Source organism: Spirosoma fluviale, assembly GCF_900230225.1.
GTDB classification, from domain to species: domain Bacteria; phylum Bacteroidota; class Bacteroidia; order Cytophagales; family Spirosomataceae; genus Spirosoma; species Spirosoma fluviale.
The window spans coordinates 116,531-138,895 of the sequence record NZ_OCNH01000005.1 but is presented as its reverse complement, the minus strand read 5'-3'; the positions used below and the strand labels follow the sequence as shown (position 1 = coordinate 138,895).

Annotated in this window: 24 protein-coding genes; 14 read left to right on the top strand and 10 right to left on the bottom strand. The window is 48.6% G+C overall.

From position 1 onward, the window contains the following. Positions 1-107: 107 nt before the first annotated feature. A complete protein-coding gene (locus CRO74_RS23695; protein WP_097129566.1) occupies positions 108-779 on the bottom strand; it encodes a phosphatidylserine decarboxylase family protein in 672 nt (223 codons plus the stop codon). Between the two features lie 115 nt (positions 780-894). Next, positions 895-2,169, bottom strand: a complete 1,275-nt coding sequence (locus tag CRO74_RS23690; RefSeq protein ID WP_179830286.1) for a Glu/Leu/Phe/Val family dehydrogenase — start codon at positions 2,167-2,169, stop codon at positions 895-897. Between the two features lie 335 nt (positions 2,170-2,504). Between CRO74_RS23690 and CRO74_RS23685 the strand changes: the two genes are divergently transcribed. The 5 genes from CRO74_RS23685 to CRO74_RS23665 all read left to right on the top strand — a co-directional run bounded on the left by CRO74_RS23685 (position 2,505) and on the right by CRO74_RS23665 (position 5,265). Next, the gene (locus CRO74_RS23685; protein WP_097129970.1) at positions 2,505-2,891 is read left to right on the top strand and encodes a TraR/DksA family transcriptional regulator; all 387 of its coding nucleotides are present in this window, start codon (positions 2,505-2,507) and stop codon (positions 2,889-2,891) included. A 173-nt stretch (positions 2,892-3,064) separates the two neighbouring features. Beyond that, positions 3,065-3,484, top strand: a complete 420-nt coding sequence (locus CRO74_RS23680; protein WP_097129562.1) for a phage holin family protein — start codon at positions 3,065-3,067, stop codon at positions 3,482-3,484. Between the two features lie 78 nt (positions 3,485-3,562). Beyond that, positions 3,563-4,099, top strand: a complete 537-nt coding sequence (locus CRO74_RS23675) for a hypothetical protein (RefSeq protein ID WP_097129560.1) — start codon at positions 3,563-3,565, stop codon at positions 4,097-4,099. Beyond that, positions 4,017-4,826 carry a phosphoglycerol geranylgeranyltransferase gene (locus CRO74_RS23670; RefSeq protein WP_245877966.1) on the top strand — a complete coding sequence of 270 codons (810 nt, stop codon included), beginning with the start codon at positions 4,017-4,019 and terminating at the stop codon, positions 4,824-4,826. The genes CRO74_RS23675 and CRO74_RS23670 overlap by 83 nt, the downstream gene beginning before the upstream one ends. 4 nt (positions 4,827-4,830) lie before the next feature. After that, positions 4,831-5,265 carry an energy transducer TonB gene (locus CRO74_RS23665; RefSeq protein WP_097129557.1) on the top strand — a complete coding sequence of 145 codons (435 nt, stop codon included), beginning with the start codon at positions 4,831-4,833 and terminating at the stop codon, positions 5,263-5,265. A gap of 76 nt (positions 5,266-5,341) precedes the next feature. Here CRO74_RS23665 and CRO74_RS23660 read toward each other — a convergent pair whose 3' ends face one another. From CRO74_RS23660 to CRO74_RS23650, 3 genes are all read right to left on the bottom strand, one after another. Further along, positions 5,342-6,268 (bottom strand): AraC family transcriptional regulator, encoded by a 927-nt coding sequence (locus tag CRO74_RS23660; RefSeq protein ID WP_046578520.1) that lies wholly within the window; start codon positions 6,266-6,268, stop codon positions 5,342-5,344. A gap of 172 nt (positions 6,269-6,440) precedes the next feature. Then, entirely contained in the window at positions 6,441-7,610 is a 1,170-nt protein-coding gene (locus tag CRO74_RS23655; protein ID WP_097129555.1) for an acyl-CoA dehydrogenase, read from the bottom strand. An 89-nt stretch (positions 7,611-7,699) separates the two neighbouring features. Next, positions 7,700-8,155, bottom strand: coding sequence for a MaoC family dehydratase (locus CRO74_RS23650; protein WP_097129553.1), 456 nt, complete (start codon positions 8,153-8,155; stop codon positions 7,700-7,702). Positions 8,156-8,214: 59 nt separating this feature from the next. Between CRO74_RS23650 and CRO74_RS23645 the strand changes: the two genes are divergently transcribed. Then, complete coding sequence (locus CRO74_RS23645) at positions 8,215-9,018, top strand: alpha/beta fold hydrolase (protein ID WP_097129551.1); 804 nt, start codon at positions 8,215-8,217, stop codon at positions 9,016-9,018. Between the two features lie 16 nt (positions 9,019-9,034). Here the strand turns inward: CRO74_RS23645 and CRO74_RS23640 are convergent, their stop codons facing one another. Further along, the gene (locus CRO74_RS23640) at positions 9,035-9,748 is read right to left on the bottom strand and encodes a TVP38/TMEM64 family protein (protein WP_097129549.1); all 714 of its coding nucleotides are present in this window, start codon (positions 9,746-9,748) and stop codon (positions 9,035-9,037) included. A gap of 86 nt (positions 9,749-9,834) precedes the next feature. Here CRO74_RS23640 and CRO74_RS23635 point away from each other — a divergent pair, with 86 nt between their 5' ends. Continuing rightward, the gene (locus tag CRO74_RS23635) at positions 9,835-10,974 is read left to right on the top strand and encodes a cystathionine gamma-synthase (protein ID WP_097129548.1); all 1,140 of its coding nucleotides are present in this window, start codon (positions 9,835-9,837) and stop codon (positions 10,972-10,974) included. 114 nt (positions 10,975-11,088) lie between these two features. Here CRO74_RS23635 and CRO74_RS23630 read toward each other — a convergent pair whose 3' ends face one another. After that, the gene (locus CRO74_RS23630; RefSeq protein ID WP_097129546.1) at positions 11,089-13,470 is read right to left on the bottom strand and encodes a TonB-dependent receptor; all 2,382 of its coding nucleotides are present in this window, start codon (positions 13,468-13,470) and stop codon (positions 11,089-11,091) included. Between the two features lie 251 nt (positions 13,471-13,721). On the opposite strand from CRO74_RS23630, the gene CRO74_RS23625 reads away from it, so the two are divergent. The 7 genes from CRO74_RS23625 to serS all read left to right on the top strand — a co-directional run bounded on the left by CRO74_RS23625 (position 13,722) and on the right by serS (position 18,969). After that, a complete protein-coding gene (locus CRO74_RS23625) occupies positions 13,722-13,952 on the top strand; it encodes a DUF4926 domain-containing protein (protein ID WP_097129544.1) in 231 nt (76 codons plus the stop codon). A 79-nt stretch (positions 13,953-14,031) separates the two neighbouring features. Next, positions 14,032-14,727, top strand: coding sequence for a tetratricopeptide repeat protein (locus CRO74_RS23620; RefSeq protein ID WP_097129542.1), 696 nt, complete (start codon positions 14,032-14,034; stop codon positions 14,725-14,727). A 235-nt stretch (positions 14,728-14,962) separates the two neighbouring features. After that, entirely contained in the window at positions 14,963-15,463 is a 501-nt protein-coding gene (ribH, locus tag CRO74_RS23615) for a 6,7-dimethyl-8-ribityllumazine synthase (RefSeq protein WP_097129540.1), read from the top strand. Between the two features lie 93 nt (positions 15,464-15,556). Then, on the top strand, positions 15,557-16,897 hold the full coding sequence (locus CRO74_RS23610) for an aspartate kinase (RefSeq protein ID WP_097129538.1): 1,341 nt from the start codon (positions 15,557-15,559) through the stop codon (positions 16,895-16,897). A gap of 104 nt (positions 16,898-17,001) precedes the next feature. Continuing rightward, positions 17,002-17,310 (top strand): nucleotidyltransferase domain-containing protein, encoded by a 309-nt coding sequence (locus CRO74_RS23605; RefSeq protein ID WP_097129536.1) that lies wholly within the window; start codon positions 17,002-17,004, stop codon positions 17,308-17,310. Continuing rightward, entirely contained in the window at positions 17,307-17,696 is a 390-nt protein-coding gene (locus tag CRO74_RS23600) for a HEPN domain-containing protein (RefSeq protein WP_097129534.1), read from the top strand. Before CRO74_RS23605 ends, CRO74_RS23600 begins: the two co-directional genes overlap by 4 nt. A 1-nt stretch (position 17,697) precedes the next feature. Next, positions 17,698-18,969 carry a serine--tRNA ligase gene (gene serS / locus CRO74_RS23595; RefSeq protein ID WP_097129533.1) on the top strand — a complete coding sequence of 424 codons (1,272 nt, stop codon included), beginning with the start codon at positions 17,698-17,700 and terminating at the stop codon, positions 18,967-18,969. Positions 18,970-19,057: 88 nt separating this feature from the next. Here serS and CRO74_RS23590 read toward each other — a convergent pair whose 3' ends face one another. From CRO74_RS23590 to CRO74_RS23580, 3 genes are all read right to left on the bottom strand, one after another. Next, entirely contained in the window at positions 19,058-19,564 is a 507-nt protein-coding gene (locus tag CRO74_RS23590) for a Dps family protein (protein ID WP_097129531.1), read from the bottom strand. A 77-nt stretch (positions 19,565-19,641) separates the two neighbouring features. Then, on the bottom strand, positions 19,642-20,838 hold the full coding sequence (lhgO, locus tag CRO74_RS23585; RefSeq protein ID WP_097129529.1) for an L-2-hydroxyglutarate dehydrogenase: 1,197 nt from the start codon (positions 20,836-20,838) through the stop codon (positions 19,642-19,644). Positions 20,839-20,945: 107 nt separating this feature from the next. Continuing rightward, on the bottom strand, positions 20,946-22,205 hold the full coding sequence (locus CRO74_RS23580) for an anthranilate phosphoribosyltransferase (RefSeq protein WP_097129528.1): 1,260 nt from the start codon (positions 22,203-22,205) through the stop codon (positions 20,946-20,948). Positions 22,206-22,365: the final 160 nt, after the last annotated feature.

Sequence of the window (22,365 nt, the reverse complement as noted above, 5' to 3'; positions counted from 1 at the left end):
AGGGTCATAAATTACAACTATTTCTAAAAATAAGCACAAAACAAGAATGCGGCCTTAGAAGTAGATGGCCTGTCTACTTCTAAGGCCGCATTCTTGTTAACCTTTGTTTATTCTTTTTCCGGCAACTCAGCAATTACTGTAACACCACCCTTGGTTACATCGCCAATGTTTACTTTGATTTCGGCATCTAATGGGAGAAACAGATCTACCCGGGAGCCAAATTTAATAAAGCCGAACTCATCGCCCTGTTTAACGGGCTGTCCTTCTTTTACGTACCAGATGATCCGTCGGGCTACTGCACCGGCAATTTGCCTGAACAAAATCTCTGTCCCGCTTGCGGCCTGAACAACCACCGTAGTGCGTTCGTTTTCCGTACTTGATTTCGGGTGCCAGGCCACTAAATACTTCCCAGGGAAATACTTAAAATACTTTACAACACCTGTAATCGGATTCCGATTGACGTGTACGTTTAGTGGCGACATGAAAATCGACACTTGCCGACGTCTATCGTTAAAGTATTCACTTTCAACGGTTTCCTCAATAACAACCACCTTTCCATCAGCCGGAGCAATTATCTGCGTTTCGCCGGTTGTTAGTAGGCGTGTTGGAATACGAAAGAACTGTACAACCAGCAAAAACAGAATCAGACTTATTACGGCCAATAAGACAATGGCTGTTGAATTATCGGAGAACAAATAAAAATAAGCAAGCAGGTTCAGGGCCAGTAGCACCAGCCCTGTCGTAATCATTATGGTTTTGCCTTCGCGGTGTAAGCGCATAATAAAATGTATAATGAATGATCGGGATCGCCCGTGTGGTATGATGTGTTGCTAATGCATCAAGTATGAGCAAAAATAGACATCATACAGTATACATCATATTTTTTATGGCAAATCAATATCCTCCACGGAACTTGTAGGTGCTTGACACTTTGTCTATAGCGACAACGTAAGCGGCCAGCCGCAGCGGTACCTGATAGCGTTGCGACGTATCAAATACCCGATCGAAGGCGTCTTTCATAACCCGGTCGGCCCGGCGATTGATCCGGTCGAGGGTCCATTTATAACCAATGCGATTTTGCACCCATTCGAAGTAAGAAACCGTAACGCCACCAGCATTGGCCAGAATATCGGGCACGACCAGAATACCTTTGCTGTTGATAATTTCATCGGCGCTGGCTGAGGTTGGGCCGTTAGCACCTTCCACGATCATCTTGGCCTGAATGGAGGCTGCATTATCTTCCGTAATGACGTCTTCTTTAGCCGCCGGAACCAGTACATCTACCGCCAGCGACAGCAACTCTTCGTTCGAAATCTTCTCGGCCCCGCCAAATCCTTCCAGCGTTCCTTTATTTTTATTGCGATACTCTACAGCCGCCGTGATGTCAATACCGCTCTTGTTGTAATAGCCACCCGAAATATCGCTTACGGCCACTACCGTAACACCCCGTTCGTGCAGTAGTTCAGCCGCAAAGGAGCCCACGTTTCCAAATCCCTGAATAGCGGCCGTAGCCCGGTAAGGATTCATGCGCATTTTGTCCATAGCCGCCAGAGCCGCCACGGTAACGCCCCGACCCGTTGCTTCGGTACGGCCCAGCGACCCGCCCAAAACGAGTGGTTTCCCCGTTACAACGTTGTTGACGGTCATACCTTTTGCTTTCGAGTATTCATCGACAATCCAGGCCATTTCGCGGGGACCGGTGCCCATATCGGGAGCCGGAATATCGCGGTCGGGCCCAATCACATCGAGCATCGCAACGGTGTATTGCCGAATAAGCCGTTCGATTTCACCGGCCGACATTTCGCGGGGGTTACAGGCGATTCCGCCCTTGGCTCCGCCGTAGGGAATATCAACGACGGCGCACTTCCAGGTCATCCAGGCAGCCAGAGCGCGGACTTCATCGAGGTGAACACCCGGATCGAGCCGAATACCTCCCTTGGCTGGTCCCAAAATATTGGAGTGAATGACCCGATAACCTTCAAAAACCTTAATAGACCCATTATCCATGGTAACGGGTAGCCCTACAATCACCTGCCGGGCCGGCACTTTCAATATATCATACATTTCGTCCGATATGCCCACCAATTTGGCAGCGGCATCGAAACGCGACATCATTGACTCAAGCGGATTTTCCTTGTCTTTTATTGGAGCTGGTTCAATATATCCCATGTCTTTACTTTAACTTCTTTGTATGAAACAAATTTGTTGGTGAAGTGTCCCGCAAACTTAATAAATCAACGGTCACATTGCGAAAAGTCTATTTTTCCTAAGATTAATATAATAACAATAAACCATAGGAACATTCTTGATTTTTAGGTCTTTTAAAACGTATTTATCACTATTATTCACAAGTTCCAAATTTTAATCTGTTAAAATAGGAATTGTCCATTCGATGATTTTTCTAAAAAAATAAGCAATAGCTAACTAGTAGATTGAAATAATGGTTAATAAACATTAATTTTGTGGCCAAAATAAGGTACGCACCATTTAACGTAGTACTTGATATGGTTCAGGACGAGAAAAAGCGTTATTCAGAAGAAGATTTAAAAGAGTTTGAGGAGCTGATCGGTCAGAAACTCGATGCTACTCGTAGTGAGCTGAACTACATAAAAGAGACGCTTAGCAAACGCAACGACAGCGGTACAGACAATACATCTGGCAATTCAAAACTGCTTGAAGACGGCGCTGATACCAGTGAGCGTGAAAACCTAAGTCAGCTTGCGGCCCGGCTCCAGAAGTTTATTCAGCAATTGGATGCGGCTATGGTGCGGATCAAGAACGGAACTTACGGTATTTGTAAGGATACAGGTAAGCTTATTCCTAAAGAGCGGCTTCGGGCTGTACCACACACCCAACAGACAATTGAGGCTAAGTTGCGCCAGTCGAAATAAAGGCATCTTTTCTCTTTTATGTACAACCAATAAAGAAGAGAGCATTATTTTTTCGTAAGGAAAAAAAAGCTCCGGTACCTACCAGGTACCGGAGCTTTTTTTTCCTTATAATTTTAAACAAATTAATCACTTTCGAGTAAATAGGTCAGAAGAAAATTTAATTAATCGAAATCATGCTTGAACGCCTGGAAGAAATTCGGGAAAATATATTCCGCTATCTGGAAGCCCGTATTGAGCTATTCACCCTGGAGAGTCGGGGAAAAATTGAAGAGGGTGTTGTTGTTGCTGTTCATAGCATTGTGTTGGCGTTGCTCGGCACAATGACGGTCATCTTTTTATTCAGTCTGCTGGCAGCTTATCTAAACGAAGTAACAAATAGTAAGTATCTGGGTTTTCTAATCGTAGCTGCCTTTTTTCTGCTTTTAAGTGTAATTTGGATTGCGGCAAAAGATTTCTTTAAATCGAAAATCCGGGAAGCTGCTTATAGCGCACTTAAGAAGAGTCAGGAAAAAAAGCTTGAAGAAAAATCAGATGCCGTTGAGCAGTTGATGGCCCAAACGCGATCGTCAATGAGCAACAGTGCAAACCCGTGAGTTACGTTAGCGTAGTGATAACTAACCAAGAATCTAGTACTTATTGATTCCTTTTACTCGAATCCTTACTTATTTGCAATGGAAGACCCTAAAGTACCTTTTGCCGATACAACTGCGCGCCGAGCCCAGCTAATGGCTGCCACTGAGCAGTTTAAAACATCAATTACCGATAGCGTCGGTGCTATTAAAGGAGATGCAACGGAAGTAGGCAAAACGGCTGCGTTTGTAGCAGGTGCCGCTTTAGCTGTATATTTGGTTGTAAATGCCATTCTGCCCAAATCCGACGAGTATCGGTACGCCGAAAAATATGGTGAACCAGACGACGAGGATTATGACTATGATGAAAGCGACGACGAGGATAGCGACTACCCTCATCCTAAAGCGCCAGCGCATAAAGCCATAAAGCAGCAGGCCAACAAAGTTCAAAAGTCAGCCGCAGCCAGTGGGTTGATTGGTGGTCTTCTAACATCTGTTCTGACCAACATAGCCCGCGAGCAGTTGACTGGATTTTTAGCCCGCATACGTACAAATAATGCCATCAATCCAACTGCCCAACCAACCCAATACCACAAACAGGCCTCAACAGAGCCTGTTGACTATACTCCGGGATTATAAGCTGTCTGGCCGCAAAGCATTTGCCGTCTTGCTCGACCCTGATAAGGTCGAGCAAGACGCGTTTTCTACCCTATTGAATCGCACGGCTGATTATCCTGTCGATTTTTTCCTGGTAGGTGGTAGCCTGGTTACTGATTATTCGCATAAAGAGGTAATTGCAACAATTCGCCGACACGCCAACACGCCCGTTATTCTCTTTCCCGGCAACCCGTTGCATATCGAACCATCGGCAGATGCCATCCTTCTTCTGTCGCTTATTTCCGGGCGAAATCCGGACTTTTTGATTGGACAGCATGTTATAGCCGCTCCTTTGCTGAAGAAAAGTGGACTGGAAATTTTACCCACGGGCTACATGGTAGTCGACAGTGGCACTCAAACGACCGTATCCTACATTAGCGGTACAATGCCGTTGCCGTACGATAAACCCGACGTAGCCGCCTGTACCGCTCTGGCAGGCGAAATGCTTGGACTACAGTTAATGTATCTCGACGCCGGAAGTGGAGCACGCAAACCGGTCTCAACCGCTATGATTGCTGCGGTTCGCAAAGCCGTTAATGTCCCAATTATTGTGGGTGGGGGGATAACGTCCGGCGAAAAAGCCTACGAAGCACTGAAAGCCGGTGCCGATCTGATTGTTGTAGGTAATGGGGTGGAGCAGGATCCGGACTTATTACCTCAATTAGCCACTGTAGTGCGCGAGTTTAACCAATCCGTTGTTCAAGCCTAAATCCATGAAATACTTTATACGAACCCTACTGGTTGGGGTAATTGTCACCTTGTGTTCCCTACTAAGTCACCAGAGTGCTGCCCAATCAGCGACTCAAAAAGTGTATACCGTTGCCGAAGTACAACCAGAATTTCCCGGCGGGTATACAGCGTTAAGCCGTTACCTGGCCGAAACAATAAAAGTGCCGGGATCTATGGTGCGGAAACATTACGACACCGGACCGATAGCAGCCAAATTTATTATCAATGACATCGGTTACGTTCAGGATGTGCGCATTACGATGAAACCCCTCGACAAAAAAACGTTGAGAGGGGTACAGGCTTACATAACAAACATTATTGCTGCTATTGAGAAGATGCCGCGCTGGCAGCCCGGTCAGGTAGGGGGTAAAGCTGTACCGGTGTTTTATACACTGCCGATTGAGATAACGATGCAGTAAGAAATAGTAAGTGGCTGGCGCTATATCTTTTGCGCCAGCCACTTACCATTTATTACTTAATCACGTTAAAACTTAACTACACATTCATCAACGATTCTCGACGGCGCATTTTACCGGCCGGAATACCGAACATCATTTTGAAGCGTCGGCAGAAGTAGGCGGTGTCTTTATAGCCCACTTCGGCACCGATGGCCCGGATGCTCTTTTTGCTCGTCCGTAGCAAGCCAACGGCCGCTTCCATGCGCTGGTACTCAATATAATCCTGCGGATTGATACCTGTTAGCATTTTAAAATACTGCCCAACGTAATCTTCCGATACGTTGGCTACGTTTGCTAGCACTTTGTTCGACAGGTCGCCACCCAGATTTTCCTTGATGTACGCGAAGATGTCGATCAGTCGTGGGTCTTTGAAGTAGGTGCTGTTGGTAACCAGTTGCTCAACAAAGAGGTGGTTTTTCAGAATGTAGCGAACAACCTCAATAACGATTTCTTCGGTTTTGATCTTAATAATCCGCCCCTTACCCGCCAAATCGGTCATCTCTTCGGCCAGAATCTGATCGATGGTTGTGGCCAGATGTTCTTCCCGCTTGATAATGAAGGGGGGTACGTCGAGTGAGTTGAAGAAGTTAACCGAGTCGAACACCTTCGCTTCGAAGGACACATAGCCAAAGGAATTAGGCAGATGCCCGATTAGCTTGGGGTCGTGGTTTCCTTCCCAATACGATTCCCGATGCGTCATGAACTCCTCATTCGAAACGATTTTGGGGTTTGTGGGGTCGCCGTACGTTACGGTAACGTGTTTGCCACCCGGAATGAACAGCATATCCCCTACATCCACTTTTATCTTTTCGTCTCCAATTGAAACATCTCCATTGAAAAGAATGAGTAGCGTATTCTCAACATCGTAAAAATTTTTGATGGTGATAGGCTGTAGAATCCGAATGTTGCGGGCCTTAATAAACTTCACGCCCAGTGATTCGATAATTTTATTGTAGTCTTCCATAGCTGAAAGGTTCGTCTCCTAGATTGTATTCGTGCGTAAAGTTGCACAAAACTAATAATTTGTACAAAACTAATACAAGTATAAAAGTTTCCAAATAATAAAAAAAATAGTGCGTATTCGCATCGAACACGCACTACACCTTTAGAAAAATTCTATTTTACCAAGAAATGGGCTAGCGAATGAGTTCGCGGGCTATCACAAGTTTTTGTATTTCAGATGTACCTTCATATATCTGGGTGATTTTAGCATCCCGCATCATGCGCTCCACGTGAAATTCTTTCACATATCCGTATCCACCATGAATCTGTACAGCCTCTGTTGTCGCCCACATCGCGACATCCGATGCGAATAATTTGGCCATTGCAGCAGCCTGTACGTAATCCTTGTGTTCATCTTTAAGACGGGCGGCTTTGTATACCAATAACCGGGCCGCTTCAATTTTGGTCACCATTTCGGCCAATTTAAACTGAATAGCCTGATGGTCAAATATTTGCTTTCCGAATGCTTTCCGTTCCTGGCTATATTTCAAGGCCAGTTCGTAAGCACCAGCGGCAATACCCAAGGCTTGGGCAGCAATACCGATACGACCGCCGTTAAGCGTCGACATGGCGAATTTAAAACCAAATCCGTCTTCACCAATCCGGTTCTCCTTGGGTACCTGCACATCTGTAAACAGCAGCGAGTGCGTGTCGGAGGCACGAATACCCATTTTATCTTCTTTCTTACCAACAACAAAACCGGGCGTTCCCTTCTCAATGATGAGACAGTTGATACCCCGGTGTTTTTTCTCACGGTCAGTTTGTGCAATCACCAGACATATTCCGGACGAACCCCCGTTGGTGATCCAGTTCTTGGTACCGTTAACTAAATAATAATCTCCTTTATCTTCAGCGCTGGTGGCTTGCGAAGTCGCATCGGAGCCCGCTTCAGGTTCCGACAGGCAAAAAGCACCCAGGGTTTCGCCCGATGCCAGCCGGGTCAGGTACTTCTGCTTTTGTTCTTCGGTTCCAAATGCTTCGAGGCCATAACAAACCAGCGAATTATTAACTGACATGACGACCGAAGCCGAGGCATCGACCTTGGAAATTTCTTCCATAGCCAGTACATAAGAAACTGTGTCCATACCACCCCCACCGTAGTCGGGCGACACCATCATGCCCATAAAACCTAATTCGCCCATGCGCTTAACCTGCTCGGCCGGAAAACGGGCTTCGTTATCACGCTCGACAATGCCGGGTAATAGCTCGGTTTGGGCAAAATCGCGAGCAGCCTCCTGCACGGCAAGATGCTCTTCGGATAAATTAAAATTCAACCCCTGTAACTCCAGCGTTGCTGATGCCATCTGAATTGTGTGGTTTAGTATTGTTGATTGTTGAGAGTAACGTAAAAGTAAGTAAAAAAGATACAATAGTATGCATGCATACTGTTTACTTATTCGAAGAGTAAGGTGATCAGTTCGGCAACACAAGCTGGCTTGGGCGAATGTTCCAGTTCAAACGTGCATTCCATAGTTACACGAAGCCCTTTATCCTGTGGTTCCACCGTTTTAAGAGTTGCTCTCATTCGTAAACGACTACCTACCGGCACAACATTTGTAAACCGGATTTTATTAGCCCCGTAATTAATGCCCATCCTGACAGAATCGATCCGGTAGAGTTGGGCCATAAATTTTGGTGCCAGTGAAAGCGTCAGAAACCCATGCGCAATGGGTGCTTTGAACGGCGATTCCTGCTCAGCTCGTGCCGGGTTCGTATGAATCCACTGATGATCGCCGGTAGCCTCAGCAAACAGATTTACCATTTCCTGGGTAATTGTGAGGTAGTCGGTTTCGCCCAAGGAGTGCCCGGCATGGGCTGAAAAGCGGGCCAGATCAGTGAATATCTTCATCGTGTAATCGAATAAGAGAGTTAAGCAGGATTATCAACTTCGTACGTAATTTTGTCAATATGTTTGAAACTGCCGATAGTCAACAGTTTACGTTTCAGGATAGCCGCATTACTTACCAGAAATTTGGTAATGGGCCTGTTATTCTACTGGCGTTTCATGGTTTCGGACAAAGCAGTCATGTTTTCAAGACGCTGGAAAACTCTACACAGGGGCAATTTACCATTTTCGCCATCGATTTATTCTTTCACGGAAATAGTCATTACCTCGGCCACCAATTGCTAACCAAAGCCGTCTGGTGCCAGTTGATCGGGCAGTTTTTGCAGGCACACGCTATCGATCGATTTTCTCTGATGGGCTTTAGCCTGGGCGGACGATTTGCCCTTGTAACCGCAGAGGCCTTCGCAAACCGACTCGATCAATTAATCCTGATTGCTCCTGATGGTATTACTCGTAATGGCTGGTATCTACTGGCAACGAGTTCTGTGGTAGGACGTGCGTTATTTCGCTACGTAATGCACCATCTATCTATGCTAAGCACGTTCGGCCATCTATTGACACGGCTCGGCTTTTTGAATAAGACCATTATGCGCTTTGCCGAAATTTCACTGGCAACCCCGGAACAACGAGCGCTGGTATACCGGAGCTGGACGCAATTTCGGTTGATCCGCCCGAATCTGAATGCTATTGCCAAAACACTCAGGGAGCATTCGGTGCAGGTTCGTTTTTTTACCGGTGCTTTTGATCGGATTATTCCCGGCTCGTACATTCTTCCCTTAACAGACCAACTTCCACACTACGAGCTAACGGTGTTAAAAACGGGGCACAATCGATTGATCGAAATGACGGGAGAGAAATTAGCGTAAGTTAGGTACTGAACTATTAAGGCCCGGCGGGGGGATCGACAGGTCGACGGTCGTTGGTAGTACTCAGGGACCGTTGGATAACTTGCCAGAGCCCGGCAATGGAAACCAGAATCAGGACAACGATAATAATTTGGGTCCAGGAGCTCTGGTTGGGATTCTCAAGCAACGCTTTTATTTCCCGGGCTTCGTGGCCCGACCAGATAGCGATCAGCGTTCGGGGGGTCATCCCCAAAAAACCACCCAGCAAAATATTTCTCAGCTTCGCTCCCGATAAAGCGAAAAGCAAATTTGTCAGGCCAAAGGGCAGAATGGGCGATAGTTTGGCGAAGAAAATAACTTCCAGTTCATTATTCAGGATTCGATCCAGTACCGACTGAGCTTTGGGATTACGCTTCAAAAAAGCGATAAATCGGTCGTGGTCGAGCCAGTGAACCAGCATGTTTATAAAGAGGATACCGCCGAAATTGATGATGAAAATAGGGAGCACAGCACCCCAGCCTAGAAAATACCCAAAAATAAGCGCCAGCATGGTGGGCGGGGTAAGCCCGGCCGATGTTATGGAACAGACAAGTGTGATAAGTGCCCACTCCCAGGTGGTAAAGTTCGCAATGGTGGCTTCGTGAACTACCGAAAAGTAGGTCAATAGCGAGGTAAAGACGATGGGCGTTACCGACAATAGAACTCCCAGAAGGGCCGGACCGGTAACGGATTTTGGAATAGATAACTTCACACTGTATCAAACGGGTTAAGGGCCGTTCTGGTTTTAGTTGTCGGGCGACGTACCGCTCTGCGTTACAATCTTCGTTACATTTGATTATGAAATTCGGAACCAAAGCCATCCATGCCGGTATTGAGCCGGACCCCACAACGGGCGCGATTATGACGCCCATTTATCAAACATCGACCTACGTCCAGGAGTCGCCGGGTAAGCATAAAGGCTACGAATACGCCCGCACGCAAAACCCAACCCGAACAGTCCTGCAAAATAACCTCGCTGCCCTCGAAAACGGGAAATATGGCATTTGCTACTCATCGGGTCTGGGCGCAACAGACGCAATCCTGAAACTGTTCAAACCCGGCGACGAAATCATTGCCAGTAATGACCTCTACGGCGGCACTTACCGCATTATGGTACGTGTTTTTCAGGAATTCGGGCTGAAGTTCAACTTTGTCGATTTATCGGATGCCTCGAAGCTGGAAGCGGCCATTACGCCCGCCACAAAGATGGTTTGGATCGAAACGCCAACCAACCCCCTACTTCGTTTAGTGGATATAACGGCTGTAGCGGCCATTACCAAGCAACACGGTATTCAGCTAGTCGTCGATAACACCTTTGCTTCGCCCTATCTGCAAAATCCGCTCGATTTAGGGGCCGACATTGTCATGCACTCGGTGACGAAATACCTCGGTGGCCACTCAGATACCGTCATGGGTGCTATCGTCCTGAACGACGACGAAACCGCCCAGCGACTGGCATTCATTCAAAATGCCTGTGGCGCGGTACCTGGCCCGCAGGATTGTTTTCTGGTACTACGCGGCATCAAAACGCTGCACGTCCGGATGCAGCGCCATTGCGAGAACGCACAGAAAGTAGCCGAATATTTGCAGCAGCACCCTAAAGTGAGCCAGGTCTATTACCCCGGCCTGCCTTCGCACATCGGCCATGAGCTGGCGAAGAAGCAGATGCGTGGCTTTGGCGGTATGTTATCATTTGAATTGAAAGGCGATTCGATGCCCGAAGCCGTTCGGGTTATGGAGAGCTTCGAAGTGTTTTCGCTGGGCGAATCGTTGGGTGGCGTTGAATCGTTGTGTACGCACCCCGCCAGCATGACGCACGCCAGCATTCCGAAAGAAGAGCGAATCAAAAACGGCCTCAAAGACATCCTTATCCGGCTCAGTGTGGGTATTGAGGATGTGGAAGATTTGATTCAGGATCTGGAGCGGGCAATAAATTAGTCTGAACCAGGATTTTTATGATTTTTTTGACGGACTATGATTTTTAGATTAAGCTTCTGTGAAAGCAGAAATTTCAAGATCATAGTCCGTCAAAAAAATCATAAAAATCCCAGTCTAGAACCTTACCCGAACGCCAGCCAGGAAATTCCGACCGGCTTGCGGATAATAGCTATTATCGGCGGTTACTTTGCCTTCGGCAATGTACGGAACCGTGAAGCCGTTCGACTCGTAAAGCTCGTTGAGTACATTGTTGAACAGCAACGTGAACGCGATTTCCTGTGCGAATTTGGGCTTCAGACTATAAATCACTCGAATATCATTCGTAAAATACGAGTTCAACTTACGACTTTCGTTCGAGGTGTTGTCCATGTACTGTTTGCCGACGTACTTCGAGAGCAGACCGAGTTCTAATCCCTTTGCGGGAGTAAACAACAACTGTGAACCGGCAATGACGTTTGGCGAAAACGAAATGTCCGTCTCACGGTACTGCCGACTTTCCTGTTCGCCGTTGTCGAAATTATCCAGGTACTCGGTAAAATTCTTCACTTTGTTTTGGCTGAAGGTCGCGTTAACGTTCCAGCGCAATTGCTGAGCTAAACGCGCCCCCGCTTCCAATTCAATGCCGGTCCGGTAACTACTTGGTATATTCACCCGGTTATACGCGCCTACGTCGTTCAACTGACCCGATAAAACCAACTGGTCCCTGTAGTTCATAAAATACGCATTAGCCGTAAACGCCAGCTTTTCATTCTGAACTTTATAACCGGCTTCGTAATCAATCAACTTCTCGGCTTTTGGTCGACTTTCGGGTGTCGACTGGGTGTAATCGTTGCGGTTTGGTTCCCGCTGCCCCACACCCACCGACGCGTACACTGTGCTGCGGTCGTTGATCGTGTAGGTAAAACCGGCCTTCGGGTTGAAGAACGTGAGAGTAGCGTTCTGCTGAACGTTCTGCAACTGGCTGTTAAAGCCCAAAAATGAATAATTGATGGTCCGAATCTGAGCGTCGACAAAGCCGTTCAGTTGGGGCGTGAATTGGTAAAACGTTTTGGCAAACAGGTTGAAATCACGTTTGGTCGCATCGTCCTGATAATAGCGGTCCCGGATATTGCTGGCTCCGGCCATCCGCGACCAGATTATTTCACCGTAGTGAATGCCTTTGTACTGATTCCAGCCACCACCAATATTGGCCGTCAACTTCCCGAAACTGTTGTAGTCGAACGAGAAAACGGTGCCGTAAAAATCGTTGTCGAGCCACAGCCGCCGGATCAAATCCGTACTCTTGATAGTCGAATCGCCAATGACAACATCGGGCAGTCCGTACTTGCTGAACGGGTCGTCTGCTTTATATTCTTCATAATACCCTTTCCCTTTCGTGTAAAAGAACGACAAATTGGCCCGCCAGTTTTTGGTTAACTCATGCGAAGTGATCAACTGGTAATTGTCCTGCTGATAATTATCCGTCTGGTTATCGTAGGTGAAGGAATTATACGTTCGGTTCGTTTTAAGAAATTGCTCCGGCACTCCATTCCAGGCCTGATACGTTTTCTCCTGACCCGAAAACACATTCAGCCGAAAGAAACTCTTTTTAGTGTAGTAGCCACCCGATAGATAAAAAGACTTCAGATCGGAGGAAGCGCGGTCGATGTAGCCATCCGAATGAATTTTGGACAGCCGGGCATCCAGCACGAAGTGGTTATTAAGAAGGCCCGTTCCAGCCAGCACATTCACCTTTCGTGTCCCGAACGAACCACCCGACAGGTTTACCTCAGCATACGGTTTCTCTTCCAGTTTGTTGGTTTGGATATTGACCGAAGCGCCAAACGCCCCGGCTCCGTTGGTCGATGTACCCACCCCGCGCTGAATCTGAATCGTACTGACAGACGACGCAAAGTCCGGCATATTGACAAAGAAGGTACCCTGCGACTCGGCATCATTGTATGGAATCCCGTTCAACGTCACGTTTACCCGCGTGGCATCGGACCCGCGAATACGAATGCCTGTGTAGCCCACACCTGCCCCAGCATCGGAGGTTGTGACGATGGATGGCGTGAAATTGAGCAGTTGTGGAATATCCTGCCCCAGGTTCAATTTATTAAGATCCCGGCGCGTAACATCCGTGTAGGCAATGGCCGATTTCTGATTCGCCCGCGTAGCACTGACAACGACTTCATCGACTGCAACAGCCGTTTTGAATAATTTTATCGACAATGAAGCGTTTTGAGTAGGATCAATCGTCTGGTTTTTAGTTTCATAGCCCAGCATAGATACCTGTATTGATGCGGGGGCAGATTTAAGATTAGTCAGACGAAAAGCGCCTGAGGCATCCGTGAAGGTACCTTTATACGTACCTGTAAGGACAATAGAAGCACCGGGCAATGGACCGCCATCGGCATCGCTGACAGTACCCAAAATGGTGAGTTGAGCCCAGGCGGGCAACGTCGATAGCCACAAAAGCGCTATCGTAAGAAAAGAATAGGTCGTCGGTTTTTTCATGACGAAAAAGCATGACGATAGGCAAGGGGCCTGTCCTACCTGTTTTTAGGTATGATGGTTGTATTTACTCACAGACACAATCTGTGAATTCATTTCCCTTCGCGGCATTACCCGCGCAGGTTCAATGGGTATAATCTCAGCCCGTTAGGTTAGGGCACCCCTTAGAAGATTAGCGGGACAAAGTTAACTTAATTTTAACAAAACAAGATTTCGTCCTTGGTCGTTTTTGTTTCGAACTAGTGTATTGACGTATGAATGAGTTTGATTTAGTTGTTTTACAGGAGGATACAGCTAACGGACGCTTACGAGTAGGTGATGTTGGCACGATTTTAACTGTCTATAATGAAGGGAAAGGCTTTGAAGTCGAATTTGTGACGTTAACCGGCGAATCTGTGGCCGTTGAGACGCTTCTGGCGCATCAAATCAGGCCGGTTCGATCATCGGAAGTATTAGCTGTGCGCGATATGGCGCTACAGGAATAAAATGAATCATAAACTTTTGACCCATACCCTTTTCCATGATAGTAAATATTCCTAATTTTGCACTCCAAATTGCAAAAGCATGAGCAAGAAGAACCCAGGCCTGGATTTTCTGGAAGATCCAGACGCATTAGAAGGAAAATTAGAGGACGTTGGTGATTATTTCCAGCAGAACAAAAATATTGTGCTCGGCATCCTTGGCGGCATCGTACTCTTGGTCGTTGGTTTCTTCGGCTATCGGTACTACATCAGCACGCAGGACGAAACGGCCCAGGTCGAGATGTTCCCCTCACTTTATCAGCTCGAAGCCGATTCATTGAAAAAAGCGCTCAACGGCGACGGACGAAATCCCGGTTTGTTAGCTGTTGCTGATAATTACGGGTCAACGCCCGGTGGTAACCTGGCCGAATTCTATGCCGGCCTTGGCTTGTTGAAAGAAGGTAAGTACGATGAAGCCATTGACCATCTGAAAGGGTTTAGCTCTTCTGATCTGTTGGTGCAGGCGCGTGCTTATGCACTCATTGGCGATGCCTATATGGAAAAGAAAAGCTTTGACGAAGCCGCCGATCATTATCGGAAAGCGGCTGATTATAAGTCAAACAAATTCTTTTCGCCAGGCTACCTGCTTAAGTTAGGAGTTGCCTATGAACAGGCGAAACAGAATGATAAAGCAATTGCTGCTTACAACGAGATCATCGAGAAGTACAATCAATCGGCTGAAGCACCTACTGCCAAAAAGTATAAATCCGTACTTGAAGCAGCGGTCGGTGAGTCGTAAGCGTACTTGAACAAATCAATACAGCAAAGGACAAGGCCGACCCGGTTTTGTCCTTTTTTTTGTTTGTCTTAACCTGGATTTTTATGATTTTATTGACTGACTATGATTCGATTTGCGGGACCTTCGCAAATATTCAATGAATACTGGTCAGTTAAGGAAATCATAAAAATCCTATAAAGGTCGCTTTAGCGGGCTAATCAAGGAAATCATTAAAATCAAATAAATCCCGGTTTAGATGGCATCAGACTTAAAAAACCTAAGCGTCTTTTCAACAGACGAATTACCCGATATAACTCATCGCCGGTTTGGCATTCTGGTTTCGGAATGGAACACCGAAGTGACAGAAGCCCTGTTTGAGGGAGCTTATCAAACCCTGCTTTTTCACGGAGCCAAGGCCGAAAACATTATCCGGGGCAACGTGCCGGGTAGTTATGAGTTGAGTTTGGCCTCGCTCTGGTTTGCTCAACGCGACGATATTGATGCCGTTATTGCACTGGGTTGCGTTATTCAGGGCGAAACCAAGCACAACGATTACATCAATCACGCGGTGGCCCAGGGGCTGACGAACGTTAGCCTCAAAACCGGCAAGCCCGTCATCTTCGGCGTCCTGACGCCTAACGACCAGCAACAGGCCATTGACCGGGCGGGCGGCAAACACGGCAACAAAGGCGACGAAGCGGCCATCACCGCCATTAAAATGTTAGGCTTACAGCAACAGGTTTACTCCAAATTTTAATTCTGACTGTGTGAATGATAGAATGAGCGAATAGTATAACACAGTCCGTTTCCTCATTCTATCATTCACTCATTCCCTAATTCACTCATTAAAATGCACGTCTGGAAATTTGGCGGCACATCGGTCGGGAAGCCCGAGCGTATGCACTCCATCCGTACTCTGATTACCAGCGACGATACCCGTAAGATCGTCGTCCTGTCGGCTTTATCCGGCACCACCAATGCGCTGTTGGCTATTGGCGAATCGCTGAAAGCGAACAACGATGCCGATGCCCATGCCAAGATCGACACGCTGAAAGCGCATTACGATGCGTTTCTGAGCGAGCTTTATAAAACCGCCGGCGGGAAAGCGGCTGGTCAGAAGATTGTGGACAGCGAATTCTCATTCATCCGCTCGCTGACGGGCATCAAACCGTTTACGCTGAAGCAGGAGAAAGAACTGGTGGCCGAAGGTGAGTTGCTGAGTACGCAGATTTTCCAGGCGTATCTGGTCGAGGAAGGCGTTCCGTCGACGCTGCTGCCCGCGCTGGAATTCATGCGCATCGACGCCGATAACGAACCCGAAATCCAGTACACGGAAGCGAAACTCGCCGAACTGCTGCCTGCTCACGACGACAAGCAAATTATTGTTACGCAGGGCTTTATTTGCCGGAACCCACGGGGCGAAGTCGACAACCTCAAGCGGGGCGGTTCGGATTATACGGCTTCGCTGATTGGCGGTGCCATCCGGGCGGAAGAAATCCAGATCTGGACCGACATCGACGGGATGCACAACAATGACCCCCGTATCGTTAAAAATACCTTCCCCGTTCGCGAGCTAACTTTCGATGAAGCGGCTGAACTGGCGTATTTCGGAGCGAAGATTCTGCACCCGTCCACAATCACCCCCGCCCGGATGTTCGGTGTACCCGTTCGCCTGAAAAACACGATGGACCCTGCCGCCCCCGGCACACTCATCGCCGACCGTCCCGAAGCGTCGGCCGCATCCAGAGAGGTATTCAAAGCGATTGCGGCTAAAGACGGCATTACGGCTTTGTACATTCACTCGACCCGCATGCTGAATGCCTACGGGTTTCTGCGTCGTATTTTCGAAATTTTCGAGAAGTACAAAACACCGGTCGACATGATAACGACATCCGAGGTTTCGGTTTCGGTAACGATTGATAATACCGAACGGATTCAGGAGATCACCGACGAACTCAACACCTTCTGTACGCTCGAAGAACCTGACTATGACCAGACAATTATTTGCGTGGTGGGCAATTTCAGTGCGGATAACGAAGGGGTTGCCGTTCGGGTGTTCAACGCCATGAAAAACATCCCGATTCGTATGGTATCATACGGTGGCACGGAAAGTAACCTGTCGCTGCTCGTTCACGGCCGTTACAAGTCCGACGCGCTGAATGCCTTGAACGACGGATTGTTTTCGGTGTAACTTTGCGTTCTGAGATGTTTTGTTGATCAAACTGGTCAAACGCCATATCTTCAAGATATAGCGTTTGACCAGTTTGATCAACAAAACAATTAACCTTTCCGACCATGACTGACGAGCAGTTTTTACAGGAAGTAAAGAAGCAAGTGTGCGCTATTGATCCCCAGGCCGAAGTTTGGCTATTCGGTTCAAGGGCGCGGGGCGATGCGCGTGCGGATTCAGACTGGGATTTTTTAGTACTGACAAATAACGACCTGTCGGGGGGACGCAGATGGCAGTTTTCTGATCGATTGTATGATATTCAATTAGAAAGCGGTCGGATGATTAGTACCATTGTGTGGCCTCAACAGCAAAGACGTCGTTATGAGGTTACAGACTTATATCAGAATGTAATGGACGAAGGGAAAAGGTTATGAGCGGCACGAAAGCTGATTTGATAAATTATCGTCTTGAACGTGCCGACATGACGTTGGAAACGGCCCGAATACTAATAGAAGGTAAGGACTGGTTTGGCGCAGCTAATAGACTATATTATGCTGTCTATCAGGCCGTTTCTGCGTTGATGGCTCAGGAAGATATTCGTATTAAATCGCATTCGGGTGCCAAAGCAATGTTCGAATTACACTTTATAAAAACCGGTAAAGTAGAGCCAAGATGGGGGAAATTATATGTACGCCTATCAGACGCCCGACACGAGAGTGATTATGCCGCTTTTTCAACGTTCGACCAAGACGACATCTTACCCCTACTCCCCCAAACCCAAGAATTTATTGACGTTATCAAACGTCTGATTAACCAGTAATATGCTTCAACTTAATTTTATCCGCGAGAACAAAGACACCGTGTTGGCGGGCCTTGGCAAACGGTACTTCGCCAATGCCGAAACAGTGGTCGACAATGTGCTGACGCTTGACCAGAAACGGCGCGATACCCAAAAAGACCTGGACGATGTGCTGGCTCAGTCCAATGCCAAAGCCAGTCAAATCGGTGCATTGATGAAGTCCGGCGACAAAGCCGCTGCCGAAGCCGCCAAAGCCGAAACAGCTGAGTTGAAAGCCCGCTCGAAAGACCTCGCCGAAGCCCTGCGGCAAGTAGAAGTTGAGTTGCAGGCCGTGCTCGTTACCATTCCAAACATTCCGCACAGCAGCGTGCCACCCGGACGAACTGCCGACGATAACGAAGTAATGCTGGAGCATGGCGACAAGCCCACGCTCCACGATGCCGCGCAACCGCACTGGGAGCTGATCAAAAAGTATGACATCATCGACTTCGAACTGGGTGTAAAAATCACCGGCGCGGGTTTTCCGGTCTACAAAGGCAAAGGTGCCCGGATACAACGGGCGATGATCAACTTCTTCCTCGACGAAGCCCTGAAAGCCGGTTACGTAGAAGTACAGCCGCCGATTCTGGTTAACGAAGATTCGGGCTTCGGCACCGGTCAACTGCCCGATAAAGAGGGACAGATGTACTTTGCCACTGAGGATAAATTATACCTGATCCCAACCGCCGAAGTACCCATCACGAACATTTACCGGGATGTGATTCTGACCGAAAATCAATTGCCGGTCAAAAATGTGGGTTACACGCCCTGTTTTCGTCGGGAAGCGGGTTCGTGGGGCGCTCATGTTCGCGGGCTGAACCGGCTGCACCAGTTCGACAAGGTTGAGATTGTCCGGATTGAGAAACCCGAAAACTCGTACGCGGCTCTGGAAGAAATGAGCCTACATGTGCAGAGCCTGTTGCAAAAGCTGGAACTCCCCTACCGCGTCCTGCGCCTGTGCGGGGGCGATATGGGCTTCACCTCGGCGCTTACCTACGATATGGAAGTATGGTCGGCGGCACAGCAACGCTGGCTGGAGGTTAGCTCGGTATCGAACTTTGAAACTTATCAGGCCAACCGGCTGAAGTTACGAAGCAAATTAGAGGGTAAAATGCAACTCATGCACACGCTGAACGGCTCGGCGCTGGCCCTGCCGCGTATTCTGGCTTCTATTCTGGAGAATAACCAAACGCCCGAAGGCATCAAGATACCTAAAGTATTGGTGCCGTATTGCGGGTTTGAAGTAATTGACTAATGTAGTACCGACCGTCCCGGTCGGGCGAGGATTAACCTGTGTCTCGCCCGACCGGGACGGTCGGTATTACATAATAGTCGGTACTACACTAATTCAACTCCCGCGTTGTTTCGAACAGGAACCACACACGGCGTTCGGTTTCGTCGATGTAGACTTCGAGAAGACTGGCAGTAGCTACGTCTTCGGCATCATCAGCTACTTTGTGCGCGTCGCGCATCGCTTTTGCCATCTTTTTGTTCTCATTCATTAGATCGACCAGCATGTCTTTGGGTGCAACGAAATCCTCATCGTTGTCCTTCACCCGCTGCAACTGGGCAATGTGCGCTACCGACCGGATGGTATTTTCGCCCAATTTTCGAACGCGCTCGGCCAGCGGGTCGATGGTAGCAAAGATCTGGTCGGCCTGCTCATCCAGCAGCAAATGATAGTCGCGGAAATGGCGACCCGACATATGCCAGTGGAAATTTTTCGTTTTGATATAGAGCGCGAAGGCATCGGCTACCAGGCCGTTTACGGCTTCGGCTACCTTTTGTATGCCTTTATCCTTGAGATCAGAGGGCGTATCCAGTACGTCAACTCGATTATCAGCTTTCATAAGGTTAATCAGTTAGAAGGTGTAAAACCATTCTACTAAAAAACCCGATGTCCCTGATATTGTTTGTTAAATCTGGCTTAAAACCGAGCGAGCACTTTCTCGGAAACTGTTTTGCCGATAGACAGCGACGACGTGGCCGCCGGTGAGGGCGCATTGACCACATTAATAGCCTTATCGCTTTCCAGAATGGCAAAATCATCGAGCAATCCGCCGGTACGGTCACAGGCCTGCGCCCGGACACCTGCCCCCCCCGGTTCCAGATCCGATTCCTGAACTTCCGGAATCAGACCCTGCAAGGCTTTGGTGAAAGCCGCTTTGGAGAACGACCGGTACATTTCGCCCAGACCCGTTTCCCAGTATTTGGCGGCCACCTTCTGGAAACCCGGCCACGACAGCGTTTCGTACAGTTCTTTCAGATTCACATCCGACTTCTTATAGCCTTCGCGCTGGAACGCCAATACCGCGTTCGGACCGGCCTCTACACCACCGTGAACCATGCGGGTGAAGTGAACGCCCAGGAACGGGAAGTTCGGGTCGGGAACGGGGTAGATCAGGTTTTTAACTAAATATTCCTTCTCAGGCTTAATTTTGAAGTACTCCCCCCGGAATGGCACGATGCGTACATCGACCGGCTCCCGTTGGGTAAGCTGAGCTATTTTATCGGAGTACAGACCCGCGCAGTTGACCACGAGTTTCGCTTCATACCGACTCCTGTTCGTTACAACAATGCTCAGGCTTGTGCCCGGCGTTACCTGTTCTACGCGCTCGTTGAGCCGAATTTCGCCCCCCAGCGCCAGAAACTTCTCCGCATACTTGTCGGATACCTGCTTGTAGTCGACAATACCCGTTTGGGGCACAAACATACCGGCCACTCCTATCACGTGCGGTTCGATCTCGCGCATTTCGGCCAGCGATAGCTTTTTCAATCCGCCAAGACCATTGAGCTGGCCCCGCTCGTAGAGGGTGTCTAATTGAGGAAGTTCTTCGGGTTTGGTGGCGACAACGATTTTGCCACAAAGGTCATACGGGATACCTTCTACATCGCAAAAGTCGATGAGCATGTGATAGCCCCGAATGCAGTTGGTGGCTTTCAGACTGCCGGGCTTGTAATATAATCCCGAGTGAATAACTCCGCTGTTGTGCCCCGTCTGGTGACGCGCGACAGCGGGCTCTTTTTCGATTAAAATAACGGATAAGTTAGGTCGTTGCTGCTTCAGCTGAAGCGCGGTGGCTAACCCTACGATGCCTCCGCCAATAATTACTACGTCTGTCATGGGTTGTTCAGTGAGCCATTCTTCCCTGATTCAAAACCAGCAAAGAATCACAAAGGTACAGCGCCACAGCCGTTTTTTGCTGATGTAGAATAGGCAATTACAGCTCGTTACCGCAACTGTCCCTCAATCCAGTCGAGGCCCCGGCCGTAAAGGGCATGAGCGAAGCGAACCCGGTTGTCAAAATCGGCATTCGTGGTTTGACCAGTGGTCATAAACTGCTTCACGAGTCGGGCATTGTCCAGCGCCTGAGGCTGGTCATATTCGGGTTCCGACTCCGTACGGAAGGCCGAGAATGCAGGGGTATCGCCCTCAAAATGTTGGAAGAACAAATGGCCTTTGGGCGTTCGGACGGCGCACAATACCCCCGTTGCCCGGCTAGTGGATGGAGCCAGGCTACCCTCCAGCCCACGTTTCAGCACAATGACGGCATCGAATCCGGCGAGCATGGCCAGTTCGGCCATTTTCATCTGGTAGGTAATGTGAAACACCGACGTCACCAGAATCTGGGCGTGGCAGGGGTTCAATACTTTTTCGAGGGTGGCCAGAAATGGGCGTTTGATAAGGATATGCCGACGCTCTACCCACCGATTTAGCGCGGGCGACAGGGCTTTTTGATCCAGCACCCAGCCGTATGATGCCAGCGGTGTATCCAGTTCGTGGTTGCTCTGAAGGAACCGACAACCGAGATTCATGTATAAATCGAGGGTATTGAGCGTAAACTTCGGCCCACCGGACCGGCCCACCATGGAAATAGCGCCGTAGCCGCGTTTCTGGAAAAACTGCGCCAGCAAGGGCGTAATCAGGTAGCTGTTCTCGACGCCATCGAAGGGTTCGGCCAGTTGGATGAGCGGCCGGTCTGCGCAGCTCATCGGACCAAAACCGGGTGTAAACGTCCGTTCGGCGGCCCGCATCAAGCCCTGGTATTCTTCATTCGTTTCGTGACGCACCCGCATAATACTGGCAGCCAGCCCCCGAAACGTCTCGCAGGAACCATCACCAAACAGATAGTCGCCCAGTTGTTCAGCCTCGGCGACCTGAAGGTTTGCTCCCCGCACCAGTTTGGTTGCAATATGAAGCATGCCTTCCGGCAGGTCGGGGCAAACTTTATTGATAAAAAACGTGGGATGCGAAAAAGCGCCCTTTCCAATTACCTCTTCCAGTGTCCGTTCGTCGTCGGTTGGTCCTTTGGCCAGCAAGGCTCCCAGAAAAGCCCCGCGCTGGAGCGGATGGGACGTCGGGTCGACCAGCGCAACACGACATTCGGCAAGCATTTCGGGGGTGAGTGGCTTACTGCCATACTTACCAATGCCAATGTGTTTGATACCACGACCAAGCGGGGTACTGGTGGCCGGTACATCCAAAACCATAAGACTAACTGGTTTAACTGAGAGATAGGGAGTAGGTAAATATAAGACAAAAGGCGAACTATCTAACCCTATGGTGCGTGAAAATCACCGTTTTAAAGGCCTGGAGGCCCTGTTATTCCTAAAGTGTAGTCTATTCCTGTTCCTGTCCAATTTGGTTAAC

Excerpts from the sequence above, each read along its gene's own strand:
- CRO74_RS23580 (WP_097129528.1), bottom strand. The coding sequence starts at position 22,205 with ATGGTTTTGGATGTACCGGCCACCAGTACCCCGCTTGGTCGTGGTATC.
- CRO74_RS23670 (WP_245877966.1), top strand. The coding sequence starts at position 4,017 with ATGCCATCAATCCAACTGCCCAACCAACCCAATACCACAAACAGGCCT.
- CRO74_RS23635 (WP_097129548.1), top strand. The coding sequence starts at position 9,835 with ATGAAATTCGGAACCAAAGCCATCCATGCCGGTATTGAGCCGGACCCC.
- serS (WP_097129533.1), top strand. The coding sequence starts at position 17,698 with ATGCTTCAACTTAATTTTATCCGCGAGAACAAAGACACCGTGTTGGCG.
- CRO74_RS23645 (WP_097129551.1), top strand. The coding sequence starts at position 8,215 with ATGTTTGAAACTGCCGATAGTCAACAGTTTACGTTTCAGGATAGCCGC.
- CRO74_RS23630 (WP_097129546.1), bottom strand. The coding sequence starts at position 13,470 with ATGAAAAAACCGACGACCTATTCTTTTCTTACGATAGCGCTTTTGTGG.
- CRO74_RS23690 (WP_179830286.1), bottom strand. The coding sequence starts at position 2,169 with ATGGGATATATTGAACCAGCTCCAATAAAAGACAAGGAAAATCCGCTT.
- CRO74_RS23675 (WP_097129560.1), top strand. The coding sequence starts at position 3,563 with ATGGAAGACCCTAAAGTACCTTTTGCCGATACAACTGCGCGCCGAGCC.
- CRO74_RS23620 (WP_097129542.1), top strand. The coding sequence starts at position 14,032 with ATGAGCAAGAAGAACCCAGGCCTGGATTTTCTGGAAGATCCAGACGCA.
- CRO74_RS23665 (WP_097129557.1), top strand. The coding sequence starts at position 4,831 with ATGAAATACTTTATACGAACCCTACTGGTTGGGGTAATTGTCACCTTG.
- CRO74_RS23650 (WP_097129553.1), bottom strand. The coding sequence starts at position 8,155 with ATGAAGATATTCACTGATCTGGCCCGCTTTTCAGCCCATGCCGGGCAC.
- CRO74_RS23610 (WP_097129538.1), top strand. The coding sequence starts at position 15,557 with ATGCACGTCTGGAAATTTGGCGGCACATCGGTCGGGAAGCCCGAGCGT.
- CRO74_RS23695 (WP_097129566.1), bottom strand. The coding sequence starts at position 779 with ATGCGCTTACACCGCGAAGGCAAAACCATAATGATTACGACAGGGCTG.
- lhgO (WP_097129529.1), bottom strand. The coding sequence starts at position 20,838 with ATGACAGACGTAGTAATTATTGGCGGAGGCATCGTAGGGTTAGCCACC.
- CRO74_RS23680 (WP_097129562.1), top strand. The coding sequence starts at position 3,065 with ATGCTTGAACGCCTGGAAGAAATTCGGGAAAATATATTCCGCTATCTG.
- CRO74_RS23605 (WP_097129536.1), top strand. The coding sequence starts at position 17,002 with ATGACTGACGAGCAGTTTTTACAGGAAGTAAAGAAGCAAGTGTGCGCT.
- ribH (WP_097129540.1), top strand. The coding sequence starts at position 14,963 with ATGGCATCAGACTTAAAAAACCTAAGCGTCTTTTCAACAGACGAATTA.
- CRO74_RS23600 (WP_097129534.1), top strand. The coding sequence starts at position 17,307 with ATGAGCGGCACGAAAGCTGATTTGATAAATTATCGTCTTGAACGTGCC.
- CRO74_RS23655 (WP_097129555.1), bottom strand. The coding sequence starts at position 7,610 with ATGGCATCAGCAACGCTGGAGTTACAGGGGTTGAATTTTAATTTATCC.
- CRO74_RS23590 (WP_097129531.1), bottom strand. The coding sequence starts at position 19,564 with ATGAAAGCTGATAATCGAGTTGACGTACTGGATACGCCCTCTGATCTC.
- CRO74_RS23625 (WP_097129544.1), top strand. The coding sequence starts at position 13,722 with ATGAATGAGTTTGATTTAGTTGTTTTACAGGAGGATACAGCTAACGGA.
- CRO74_RS23685 (WP_097129970.1), top strand. The coding sequence starts at position 2,505 with ATGGTTCAGGACGAGAAAAAGCGTTATTCAGAAGAAGATTTAAAAGAG.
- CRO74_RS23660 (WP_046578520.1), bottom strand. The coding sequence starts at position 6,268 with ATGGAAGACTACAATAAAATTATCGAATCACTGGGCGTGAAGTTTATT.